Source organism: Mastigocoleus testarum BC008 (assembly GCF_001456025.1).
GTDB classification, from domain to species: domain Bacteria; phylum Cyanobacteriota; class Cyanobacteriia; order Cyanobacteriales; family Nostocaceae; genus Mastigocoleus; species Mastigocoleus testarum.
The window spans coordinates 153,785-166,056 of record NZ_LMTZ01000077.1; the positions used below are offsets into that span (position 1 = coordinate 153,785).

The window sequence follows — 12,272 nt, forward strand, 5'->3', positions numbered from 1 at the left end:
AAAATAGCCAGTTCAATTATGTCGCAAAATATAATCCAAATTTGGATAGACAATATTTTGGTTATACATATTCTCGATCCAAATTAGTGTATATTTGACCATCATTCCATAACGATTTAATATAAGTCCCCAATGCTTTCATAAAACCTAGAACATAAAAGATAAAGCGAGTAAGAATTTTAAGTGGTGAAGTACTTTTATGACAGGGAGGACGTCCAAGAACATGACAATCAAATAACCTTGCATAGAGACGAAGTGCTTGACTTATATTCAGGTTTTTTAAACCCATCAAAAAATGGTTGTGATAAAAAGTTAATTGATACTTGAGGGAACGCATACTAATATCATGACAACCACCTGTCTCTTCCCCCAAATGTACTAAATGCGCTTCTGGGTCGTACCAAATATGATATCCAGTTTGTCGTAAACGCAGACAAAAATCTGATTCTTCTCGAACAGCACTACCACGAAATCTTTCATCAAATTTGAGCCCATGTTCAGTAAATATTTCGCGTCGGAAAGACATGTTACAACCCCTTGCTGTTAAAACTTGCTGGGGCTTGATTGTATGTACCAAATCAATGTAATACCAAGCAATACCAGGATCCATTGCTTGAGGAGGTAAATAATCTATTGTTTTATAAGCAGTTTTTTTATCTCCCTGAGTTTTCCCCTCAGCTGAGTCTGCTATTTTCATTCGGTCAAAAACTCTTCCAGCAACTGCTCCGATTTGGGGTTTATCAATATAATTTTTTGCATGAGCTGCTAAAAATTCGGATTCCAGTTCGACATCATCATCAATAAATAAAATAATCTCACCTATTGAACGCCTTACTGCATAATTACGAGCTCCAGGTAAACTAGCCCAATTCAAGCGATACCATTTAATTTTATTTAGTGCTGTTTGTTCTTCTAAAAAAGATTGAATTTCTGGCTGATGATTTAGCGTTTGATCTACAACTAAAACTTCAAATTTGGGGTAATTTTGTTTAAGGACATCAAGAATGCTATTTCTTAATGCCTCTTCACGACCATATGTTGGTATTACTACGGATATAAATGGTAAATTCATATTGTTTCAATTTTAAGTTATTGATTTATAGATTGTTATTTAATAAATTGATTTTATAAATCTAATGTGATTTATTAATGCCAGTTTAAATATTGAAAATTTATTTTTTTAGAGTTTATCATTTAAAGCTTTTGATTTAGATTTATTAATATATGGCTTTAAATTTTATGCATGTGAAAATGAGATTTTATTTGAACCTTTTCTTCCCCTTCTTATTTTGATTTTTTCCTGGTTTTACTTGTTCTTGTTTGAGTTGTTCTATTTTGTCTATTTCTGGTAGTTTCAAGAGAATACCTGCGAAAAACCAGTAATAAACAGCGACTGGATCGACATCGAGAGGATAGTAGTAAGTGTTGTAACTAATAAATAATATAAACACCCATAAAGCCGATGCGTAACCACGGAAAATACGGTTTTTTATACGACGATATGTCCGAAAGCAAATTATTGTCAGGGTTGTTACTAATGCTAGAAATCCTAAAGCCCCAAATACTCCAATTTCGTACATAATTTTAGGATAATAAGTTTCTAGAAGTTTAGTTTTACCTAATATTCTCGCTGAGTTGGTAGCTCTACCTAAACCCATACCTAAGGGAGTTCCATCTCGATCTAGAAAATGTAATACTTCGTGAAACTGATTAGTAATAAACTCGTAAGGTGGTGAAGCTTCCCAACGACCAATAAAACTATCCAAGCTAGATAGAATAATTTCGGGATTACTGGCGATCGCACCTCCCAAAATTAATACTAGTCCAACCATTATAGGAATAAATCTTTTAGGACTGGAAAGTTGGCCGGTCAACAACAATAATAAAATAAAACAAGTTGGAACTAATGCTAAAGCTATTCTCTGACCGCAAATTACAGCATTAACAAATACTAATGCCAAAGAACTTAAGCTAAAAATACGCCATAGAATAGAAGGATCGCTAAAACCAGTTGCAAAGGTAAAAAATGTACTGGAAATTAAAAACCATCCCCATTGCCAAGGAGCAACAAAAGTACCCGGAAGACGAATCATAAAACCCGGGCTAAAAACTAAAGAACCACCAATAAAACAACGCGCATCAAGAGTTGCTTTAAATAATGCTCCGCCTACTACTCCCCTTGTACCTTGGCATATCCCAACTTCTAACATGACCCGTTGAATGAGTCCCAACACACAGCAAGCAAGAATTAAAGACACTTGCAAACGCGATAAAAATAAAAAATCTCGCTTATTTTTAATCAGATAATATCCACAAGTAATTAAGGGTAAATAACCTAAGAATACTTTTAAACCTAAAATACCCATACCCAAAGGCATTTCTTTAGTCGGAGGTGCAAAAGCTTTGGGTGGAGGAGGACTAATTTGCTGCAAACCATTAACGCATAACAGAGTCAGCAAACACAAACCTAACAAAATAAATAAGGGTGTTTTAATTCCTTGGGGAATCAGAAAAGGCATTCTTTGCTTGCGGGTATTTTGCCAAATTGCAATTACGGCGGGAAGATAAAAACCATCTTTGGCTAGTTGTAAGACTGGAGAGTTACCCAACAAGTAAATAATAGTTCCCCCAAAAGGTACATAAATCATGAAAACATACAACGCCGGAAATGGATACTTATAGGAAAGGGTTAGTACTATCACCGCCATCATCCCAGGAAGTGCTAACTTTATTCCAGCCACTAAAAAAAGTATTACCCCTAAAAAAACACCGCCACCGATGGCGGTACTTAGCAGACTAGTTAATTCTTTTCGTGCTTTTGCAGCCTTACGCTTTTGAGCTAACTTTTCTTTAAGGCTAAGGGTTGGAGTTTCTGGTTTTTGCTGTTTTTTTGTAGATTTTTTTTTCTTTTTGTTTTTTAACATTGGGGGTCAGTACTGAGTCCTGTTAGCGTAACCCTGACCGTAATGGTCAAGTTCTGTAGTTGCTCCTTGCGGTGCTTCTAACAGAGTATTTTGAGTAAAGTAAAAATCTTGTTATCTTTTTAACCTATTTTTATCTCAAAGAAAAACCCCGAATTAAGTTACATTCAAAGAGAAAATACTTACAGCTAAAGGCCAAATGGCAATATTTAAAAGCGCTGTAGGCAAATTACTGCATTTGAATGCAACTTCTTCCAATTTTTTATTCTCAGTAATATAAAGTAGAAGATAACAGATAAATAATACTCAGAATACTGACCCAATGATTTGCATCGCCAAAAGAGATATTAAAAAATTCTCTGACCGCTCTAACCTTAATAGGTGTTAGCAAAAATACTTAAGCTAACAGAATTTAATACTGAAGTACCACTATTCCCCAAGTTGTTGCTGAACTATTGAAACTAATTCCTGCGTCCAATGCTGAGTTATTTCCAGATCTTCGGCTTCCACCATTACCCTTATGACTGGTTCAGTCCCTGATGCGCGAACTAAAACTCTACCAGCATCTCCCATAGCATTTTCAGCATGAGAAATTGCTTCTTGCAGAGTTTGACATTCTTGCCACTTAGCACGTTTATCCCTATCTTTGACATATACATTTTGCAAAATTTGCGGATATGTCTCAAAGCTGTTATCTACTAAATCGGAAAGTGAAACTTTTGCTGAACGAACTAGAGCAGCCATATGTAATGCAGTTAATAAACCATCTCCAGTGATACCGTAATGTCGACACAGAATATGACCGGATTGTTCGCCACCTAACATTCCACCAGTTCGTAACATTTCTGCTTGGACATGTTGATCGCCTACTGCGGTACGAATTAATTTACCACCTTGTTGATTCCAAGCCCTTTCAAAACCCAAGTTTGCCATCACGGTGGAAACTATTAGATTATGAGGTAAATTTTTATTTTGCTGTAAGTTACATCCCCACAAGTAAAGGATATAATCGCCATTAACTGGACGTCCAAGATTATCAACAGCTAATACGCGATCTGCATCTCCGTCAAAGGCAAATCCAATATCTGCTTGGTTATCTAGAACAGCTTGCTGGAGAATTCCTAAGTTAGTAGAACCGCAGTTGACATTGATTTTGTTACCATCGGGTTCACTGTGCAGACACACAACTTCTGCTCCCATCGATTCAAATATCGAAGGTGCTAAACCTACCGCTGCACCCCAAGCGACATCTAAAACAATCTTCATCCCTGCAAAGTTAACTATATCATGCAGAGGTGCTTTTAAGGCCCCTGTATAGTCTTTTACTAGTTCCGGACGCGGGTAATGACGTCCGCAAGCAGTTACAATAGTGCTAGAGATAGAATTTCCAGTACCACGGAGTCCAGCTTCAATTTCACCCTGCAAGTTTTTCGATAACTTTACTCCATCATCACCAAAAATTTTAATTCCATTGTCTTCGGGCGGGTTATGACTTGCAGAGATCATCACACCACCAATAGCAGCAGTTACACTGGTGAGGTAAGCAACGCAAGGAGTTGGGCATAACCCTAAATACCAAACTTCTATTCCTGCAGCTGCTAGACCTGCACTCAAAGCCATTGCTAGCATATCTCCAGAATTTCGAGAATCCTGTCCGAGAATGACGGGACCTAGCTCCTGGGTATGGGTGCGTAATATAACACCTGTCCAAAAGCCGACTTGCAAAGCTAGGGGAGCACTTAATATTTCTCCCACTTTGCCACGGATACCATCTGTACCAAACAGAGGTGTTACTGGCAGTATCAACGAGTTAAACACTGAGTTATGAGAATTATCAGACTTAACAGCAGAGTTTCCACCAATATCTGAAGTTCGAGTTATAGATGAGACCATAGGTTTTTACGCTCCACACAGTCAAACTGGAGAATATCACTTTAAAGCTCTTCCAACAATTCCCCTGGATTACCTTTTGGTCAGGACTTTTTACAAACTTCATCAGAATTTATTACTAAAAATTATTTTTTATACAAATAAAATAATACAATAAAATTGTACGTATAAACACTAGTTTAATATAGCAGTTATTAATTTTTATTTTTTAAAGCACTCAGTATCAAAAATTTCTATGTATTCATGAGCGTTATGGGAATATATTTCTTAGCGATAATCTATATAAAATGCACTTTTCAAATTGCATATTTTGCTAAAGGTTAATTTTCTTTTAGAACTGTTACTCAGATCGAAAAGTTAAAAATGTCTTCACTACCAATTATCTCATCAACTTTGCATAAGGATATTTTTTGGGAAAATTTTGAAATAACAATTATCTTCTTAAATATTTTTAACAAAAATTCTCATCAAATAGCTCTAATGTAAAAAATTAGTAGGTTTTTTATTTTTTGGTAAATCAAGATTTAGGCAACTAATCAAACTATCAAATTTATAAAGTTGGGAAAATTAGGATGAGTAGCAATTTAGCAAGCAAACTACGTGTTGGCACTAAAAAAGCCCACACAATGGCAGAGAATGTTGGATTTGTCAAATGTTTTTTAAGGGGAGTAGTTGAGAAAAACTCTTATAAAAAACTAGTAGCTAATTTTTACTTCATCTACTCAGCGATGGAAGAGGAGATGGCAAAGCATAAAGATCATCCAATTGTTGCAAAGATAGATTTTCCACAACTACATCGCAAGCATACTTTAGAAACCGACCTTAATTACTACTACGGTTCCAATTGGAGAGAGGAAATTAAACTATCTCCAGCGGGAGAAGCATATGTTCAGCGTATTCGGGAAATATCCGCAACAGAGCCAGAATTGTTAGTTGCTCATTCTTATACTCGCTACTTGGGCGATCTATCCGGTGGACAGATTCTGAAAAATATTGCTGTAACAGCAATGAATCTTTCTGATGGAGAAGGTACAGCTTTTTATGAATTCGAGCACATAACTGACGAAAAAGCTTTTAAGAAACAGTATCGTCAAACTTTAGATGAGTTACCTGTTGACGAAGCAACTGACGAGCGCATTGTTGATGAAGCAAATGCAGCTTTCGGGATGAACATGAAAATGTTTGAAGAGTTGGAAGGTAATTTAATCAAAGCTATCGGGGTCATGCTATTCAATAGTTTGACTCGAAGACGTTCTCGCGGTAGCACAGAATTAGCTACAGCAGACTAGGCTATCCAAACATAAATATGTGAAATAATAAATCTTAGGGACAGTAGCCTTGAGATTATCTGTAGTCTCATATAGATAAACCCAAGGTTACTGTCCCTAACTTGTTGTAATCTCATGTTGCAATTTTATTACTGCAATCCTAGGCTATTGCAAATTTACTAGCAAGATAGAATTGATACTCTTACATCAAATTTACACTTATTTTTATGCCTGTAACTCAAATCTTTAACATCGCCAATGTTTTTGTTTTACCATTTTGGGTATTAATGATTTTCTTGCCAAAGTGGGAAATTACACAAAAGGTGATGAAATCTTATATTGCTTTTATACCTTTGGCATTAGCTTATCTATATCTGTTTATTATTAGTATTACACCAGAAAATGCCCAAGCTTTATCCAACCCTCAATTAGTAGATATTGCAAAGTTTTTTGCTGAAGAGAAAGCTGCTGCTACTGGTTGGATTCACTTTTTAGTCATGGATTTATTTGTCGGACGTTATATTTATTTAGAAGGTCGGAGAACTGGAGTTTGGACTGCTCATTCTTTAGCTTTTTGTTTATTTGCAGGTCCTTTAGGTTTACTTTCTCATATTTTGACTTATTGGACTACACAAAAATTCTTTTCTTCCAGCGACAATAAAGACATAGTAGAAGATGCAATAGTTTAATCATTTCTCCAAATTTATTGTCGTAGACGCACGTAAAACCGATCTAAAAAGGGAACACAGGAACACAGATAAAATTAAAGTTGGGCTTATTTAGCGCCCACGACATTTTTGGAATACTAACCGCATTAACTGGATGAGTACTAAAGCTTTAATTTGCTTCTATATTAGTGCTCTCAATTTGATGATGGTCAAGTTTGTGATTGTCAATTTTATGATTATTTGGTTTTACTTTTTTTTCAGTTTTCTGTTTTTCACTCAAGAAATAGGTTAAAGCAGTAATAACTAAAGCCACACTTATTCCGAAAGGTAATATTTCCGTTCCAGTTTCCCACTTAACCGCTTGTCCTAGGAATACGACACCTAAAATAACAACTACTACACTAGCAAGCTTGTCTTTTAGGTCTTCAATATTATTAATAGCTAACCAACTAGGAACCTTAATACGATTATCAATAAAAAGCTCATAGAGCCCAACTCCGGTGATATATAACACCGTTGCAAGGAGAAACAAATCGATGATTTCAATAAATGATAAAATCAAGAACTTTGCTTCTTTACTAGATACTTCATTTGCAGTTATCGCATGACCAATAGTAGCAAAAGTTTCCCTTGCACCGTATATTAAGAGTGTGATTGCTGCCAATAAAGAACAAACTACAGCGAGCATAATCGATATACGACTACCAACTAAAACTCGCCCAACCATGGTTCTGAACAACATATATTTATTTCTCCTGTAGATAACCCTTGGAATACGGGAGCATCATAATTTACAACTATTTATTTACAATTAAAAAACGTGCTTCATCTTAATCGGTTGATTGGGACAAACTGGTGACAAATCTGATATATGAATAAAACTTTGTAAATTTTGACATCCTCTAGAAGACTGAGCTTTCTCTATAAGAGGGTGGATATTTCACTGATGATAAAACATTATTGTTGAAAACCCTTGCTTTAATATAATTTCTATTGTTAGGAAAGCTTAATTTAAGTGCTGGTATCAATTACACACCAGGCTTTGAAGATGTTGCGTAAGATAATTGTGATTTTACTAAGAAATCAATCACAATATTTTGCTTGACTTACTTGTATATTTTTCTAAACCACCACATTTTTTTGTGGCTTCTTAATAACCAATTATTCTCTGTTAAATTTAATAATTATATTTACGTATTCAGCTGATATATTATTTTTTAATGTTTTTAAATAAAATAATTAGTGTTTAGTGAACTTTTACTGTACCAATCAATGAAATATTAGATATTCGCTTGGGTGTCTGTATCTGAAAATTTAGATTTTAGTTGTCTTTATGTTTTATTTTGTTTTGTGAGAATTTTAATAAATTTATGAGTAGATGTAGATTCTAATTTTCATAGTTTTGTAATACCGAATAGATTGATTCCCATTATATTTATAGCTGCGATCAAAGTGCCAAATTTAGTCAGTAGCACTTTGATCGCAACTAAATGTGTTGATTGATTGTATGCTTATTTATTAATCAATCAGATGGATATACTACATCACTTTGATATATCTGTCTCCTTATCTTTATTATCTCTAAAGGATAATAAGAATAATTACATTTCCTGCTGAAACTTTTCTAGAATTTCCATAAGTTCTACCAAGCATTGGGATGGTAGAAAATCAAGTAAGGCAATTTCTTTTTTTCCAGCACCGATTTTAACAGAAATATTTCCGAGAACTTCTTTAACCCGATTCTCACTTAGTGAATTATCGGTAATTAAAGAATACATTTGTTCGGCAACAATCGTATGTAGTTTGGCATTCGCAAGATAAAGATGCCATTTTGCGACATCTATATAAACATTTTCGCCAATTTCTGCTGCTAAAGCTTCCAGTAGTTCCGTTGTATTAGCCATTAGAATAACCCCAAATAATAAGGAATAAATTTATGCTGGTTGATTATGACTTAACTACTCAGCCAACTTTGCTATCCCAAGTAACAATCATCTGAATATGATGATGCTAATAAATTTCCTCATCTGGGGGTAATCTAGGTAGCGTCTGTTGAGTAGTCAGCGATCGCCGAAATGTAAATGAAATGAACTAACAAAATAGCAGCCCAAGCAAGTGTTAACCAAGGTAACCATTCCCAGTTTGCTTTTTGCAAATTATGAAAAAACCACAAACCAGAATTAGTAACGGCGAATATTGCCACATGAACAGCAAAATTCATCCGGTCATCTAGTTTGCGGTAATCTGGATCTTTACGGTCGGGTTTGCGAGGCCAACGAGGAGGCATAAATTTTTACTGTAGACTTGCACTAACTAAGCTATATGCCTTATTTTAATTTTTTTTGTGGAATTGTCGTTATCCTCGATGCAAATTTATGGTCAACAGCAACTTCCGCCACAAGCAAACTCAACTATTTCAAATCGGCAGGTAAAAGTACTCTATCGATGACATGAATGATGCCATTACTACCTTTTATATCTGCCTTGATGACTTTAGATTTATTTACTTTAATCCCATTATCTTTGACTTGAACCTTGACAGAGCTACCTTCCACGGTGTCTACATCACCAGATTTCAAGTCACCGGACTCAACAGCACCGGAAACAACATGATAAGTGAGAATTTTTTGCAGGGTTTCTTTATTTTCTGGTTTGAGTAATTTATCTAGAGTCCCCTTTGGTAAAGCAGCAAAAGCCTCATTTGTAGGTGCAAAAAGAGTAAAAGGACCATCGCCGGATAGTGTTTTTACCAAATCTGCAGCTTTTACTGCTGTTACCAAAGTTTGAAAATTGGAGTCTGAGGCAGCAATGTCAACAATAGTGCTATTTCCATGATTTGTTTGGGATACTACAGTACCTAAAGTTTTAGTACTTGAAGTTTTGGGAGTGGCGAAAGACTCTGCATAATTTGGAATATTTACCACGACACTAAGGCTCGCGAAAGTTGCAACAGCAAATGCTTTACCCAACAGATGCACAAATGTTTGATTTCTCATTGATGTTTATCCTCTAGGAAAAAATAAGATATCCTGTCTGCAAACTCAAGTTACTGAAATAAATTTGCCCTTGCTGCTTTTTCAAGCCATCAACTGTAATTTTCAAATCGTTACTTGTTGCAGCTTTAGCATTGAAAACTAGCACCAAATTCCCCAAAATCGCCAAGGATGCAATTAAAAATCGGAACTATTGCCACATTAATTTTTCCAGGGAGTGGACAATGATTTTTGATAAAAAATAGCTTAGGTTTATACTCCGGAATTTACGGAATTACTTACCTAAAAATAGGTAGGCAATATTTAAAATGTACATATTTTCTTAACAATTTGCAACCTAAACTATTTCAGATAATCTTATGCAATCTATCGAAAAATGAATTATTGAATTAAAGCCCCATAAAGTACTAGGCTTATCAACTCAGCAATCATTTCGTCTTTGGTTTTGTTACCGTATTTTTGGACAGTCGGTAAGGGTTCAACACCACACAAAAAAATACCCGCAATAAAACCTGGGTCTCCTCTTAACTGCGGTTGGTATTGTGCAAATAATTTTTCTACAGGTGCGTGAACGCAACGACCAATTGCTTGCTCAATTTCAATTGCTTTTTGAGCATTAATCTCTGTTAGGTCGGTATGAATAATACGGTTAGCATTCAGGGGGGGTTGCTCCCAAAGCCATGCTGCTAGCTCAGCTAAACAACCTTCTAGACTTTTGGATTCGGTTGCAATAATTTGCTCCAAAGTTACTCTTCGCCGCTCTAAATGACGCAGCATAACTTCAACAAATAAATCTTCTTTTCCCCCAGGAAAATGGTAGTAGAGGGAAGCTTGTTTAATGCCAAGTTTCTTAGCTATATCTTTTAGGGTCACAGCCCCATAGCCTTGAGAGGCAAATAAATGCTCGGCTGCATCAAGAACTGCTGTGCGTGAGGAACTTATATTCGATTTTTGACTCATTCTGATGAACTTAATTTAGGTGAATAATTTTTGTCAAGAACTGCTTTGGGGTGGTTTTGCCAAATTTTATTTTTTTGTCAAATTTAATTGACAGCAGATTATGCAAGTCCTCAGATACACAAATTATTAAGCCTTGGGGAGTCAAAAATCTTGAATAAACCTTTATGATTTTCCTTTTAAGGATGTGATTCTTAATTCATTCATCACATTTGCGCAAATAATCACCCGATTTTCCCCCAGTCTTGCTTACCAAATGAATAGATCCAATTTGAATTGACTTTTCTAAAGCCTTTGCCATGTCGTAGAGAGTAAGAGCAGCAACAGAAACAGCAGTTAAAGCTTCCATTTCGACTCCTGTTTCAGCCTTAGTTTTGACTGTGGCTTGAATTTCGTAACCAGGTAGTTGTGGTTGGGGATTAATTTTAACTTCAACCTTTTGTAGCGGTAAAGGATGACATAAAGGAATAAGGTTGGCAGTTTGTTTTGCAGCCATAATCCCTGCAAGTCTCGCAGTACCTAAAACATCTCCCTTAGGAGCATTTCCAGCCTGAATTGCACCAAAAGTTTCTATGTGCATCTTGACTTTACCTACTGCTGTTGCTTGGCGAACTGTGGGGATTTTACTGGAGACATCCACCATTTGAGATTGTCCCAAATGATCTAGATGACTTAAAGCTGGAGAATTATCGAAAATTTTTTCTTGCGTCATGGCGTGTAGATGTGATACTCTTATATCCGGTAAGGCAAGGACGTGTAGCTCAGTGGACTAGAGCACGTGGCTACGGACCACGGTGTCGGGGGTTCGAATCCCTCCTCGTCCGTTTATAAGATGTAGCACATGCATAGAGGTAATACTTCTTCATTAAGATATATTTCCTCAAGGAATGATTTGGCTTTTATATAAGTATTTATTCCTAAGTGCGATGTTATTGAGATTATAGAGACTTGCAGTATTCGTATTGCTGATACAAGTCTCAAAAATTATCCTAGGTACTTTAATTGGTATCCGCTCAGTAAGTCGGGGTAAGAAGAAAAAAGAAGAAGGAACAAAAGTAGAGCATGTGTCGTAGAATATGACCCATGACGCAAAAACCATCATCAGAGAAATTAGTATCGGCATTACTGCAATCCATTGACCCAGGACAGATTGCAGACTCCCAGGTGCGTCAAACAGTAGAAGTACTGCTCAACCTCATAGAGCAACTAAATTCAAAGATCAAAGAATTAGAAGAAGAAAATCAAAAATTACGGGATGAAAATAACCGTCTCAAAGGAGAACAAGGTAAACCAGAGATCAAAGCAAATGTAAAGAAGGGGTTTAAAAAAGACCACTCATCAGAGAAAGAGCGAACAATCCCGAAAGAACACAGTAAAAAAAGTAAAAATGAGACAATAAAAATAGACCGAGAGGAAATAGTTGTTTATCCCAAAGAAAAGTTACCACTGGATGCAGAGTTTAAGGGCTATGAGAAAGTAATAGTTCAAGACATTAGACCTGTCCGGAATATTAACTTGGTGCCAAAAAAATGGTAGAACGGAGTTTTCACCGTCTACCAAAATGAAAAATCCACT

The 12,272-nt window shown here is 35.9% G+C and carries 12 protein-coding genes and 1 tRNA gene; 4 read left to right on the plus strand and 9 right to left on the minus strand.

Annotation, left to right across the window (positions count from 1 at the left end; translation table 11 throughout):
• Positions 1–61: 61 nt before the first annotated feature.
• The 3 genes from hpsN to glmM all read right to left on the minus strand — a co-directional run bounded on the left by hpsN (position 62) and on the right by glmM (position 4,814).
• Entirely contained in the window at positions 62–1,072 is a 1,011-nt protein-coding gene (hpsN, locus tag BC008_RS12515; protein WP_027842235.1) for a hormogonium polysaccharide biosynthesis glycosyltransferase HpsN, read from the minus strand.
• 187 nt (positions 1,073–1,259) lie between these two features.
• Positions 1,260–2,924, minus strand: a complete 1,665-nt coding sequence (gene hpsL / locus BC008_RS12520; protein WP_036265001.1) for a hormogonium polysaccharide biosynthesis protein HpsL — start codon at positions 2,922–2,924, stop codon at positions 1,260–1,262.
• A 426-nt stretch (positions 2,925–3,350) separates the two neighbouring features.
• Positions 3,351–4,814 carry a phosphoglucosamine mutase gene (gene glmM / locus BC008_RS12525; RefSeq protein ID WP_027842234.1) on the minus strand — a complete coding sequence of 488 codons (1,464 nt, stop codon included), beginning with the start codon at positions 4,812–4,814 and terminating at the stop codon, positions 3,351–3,353.
• A gap of 569 nt (positions 4,815–5,383) precedes the next feature.
• Here glmM and BC008_RS12530 point away from each other — a divergent pair.
• Both BC008_RS12530 and BC008_RS12535 read left to right on the plus strand, forming a co-directional pair.
• Positions 5,384–6,100: a biliverdin-producing heme oxygenase gene (locus BC008_RS12530; RefSeq protein WP_027842233.1), complete on the plus strand. Its 717-nt coding sequence runs from the start codon at positions 5,384–5,386 to the stop codon at positions 6,098–6,100.
• A 206-nt stretch (positions 6,101–6,306) separates the two neighbouring features.
• Positions 6,307–6,768: an ABA4-like family protein gene (locus tag BC008_RS12535; RefSeq protein WP_027842232.1), complete on the plus strand. Its 462-nt coding sequence runs from the start codon at positions 6,307–6,309 to the stop codon at positions 6,766–6,768.
• A gap of 148 nt (positions 6,769–6,916) precedes the next feature.
• On the opposite strand, the gene BC008_RS12540 is transcribed toward BC008_RS12535, so the two are convergent.
• From BC008_RS12540 to moaC, 6 genes are all read right to left on the minus strand, one after another.
• Complete coding sequence (locus BC008_RS12540) at positions 6,917–7,489, minus strand: YqhA family protein (protein WP_153009552.1); 573 nt, start codon at positions 7,487–7,489, stop codon at positions 6,917–6,919.
• 859 nt (positions 7,490–8,348) lie between these two features.
• The gene (locus BC008_RS12545) at positions 8,349–8,657 is read right to left on the minus strand and encodes a DUF3181 family protein (protein ID WP_027842231.1); all 309 of its coding nucleotides are present in this window, start codon (positions 8,655–8,657) and stop codon (positions 8,349–8,351) included.
• A gap of 128 nt (positions 8,658–8,785) precedes the next feature.
• Positions 8,786–9,034, minus strand: a complete 249-nt coding sequence (locus BC008_RS12550) for a 2TM domain-containing protein (protein ID WP_027842230.1) — start codon at positions 9,032–9,034, stop codon at positions 8,786–8,788.
• A 124-nt stretch (positions 9,035–9,158) separates the two neighbouring features.
• Entirely contained in the window at positions 9,159–9,743 is a 585-nt protein-coding gene (locus BC008_RS12555; RefSeq protein WP_027842229.1) for a fasciclin domain-containing protein, read from the minus strand.
• 378 nt (positions 9,744–10,121) lie between these two features.
• Positions 10,122–10,700: a TetR/AcrR family transcriptional regulator gene (locus BC008_RS12560; RefSeq protein ID WP_058183445.1), complete on the minus strand. Its 579-nt coding sequence runs from the start codon at positions 10,698–10,700 to the stop codon at positions 10,122–10,124.
• Positions 10,701–10,896: 196 nt separating this feature from the next.
• Positions 10,897–11,409 (minus strand): cyclic pyranopterin monophosphate synthase MoaC, encoded by a 513-nt coding sequence (gene moaC / locus BC008_RS12565; protein WP_027842228.1) that lies wholly within the window; start codon positions 11,407–11,409, stop codon positions 10,897–10,899.
• Positions 11,410–11,447: 38 nt separating this feature from the next.
• On the opposite strand from moaC, the gene BC008_RS12570 reads away from it, so the two are divergent.
• A tRNA-Arg gene (locus BC008_RS12570) sits at positions 11,448–11,521 on the plus strand.
• A gap of 259 nt (positions 11,522–11,780) precedes the next feature.
• Positions 11,781–12,233, plus strand: coding sequence for a hypothetical protein (locus BC008_RS12575; protein WP_058183570.1), 453 nt, complete (start codon positions 11,781–11,783; stop codon positions 12,231–12,233).
• Positions 12,234–12,272: the final 39 nt, after the last annotated feature.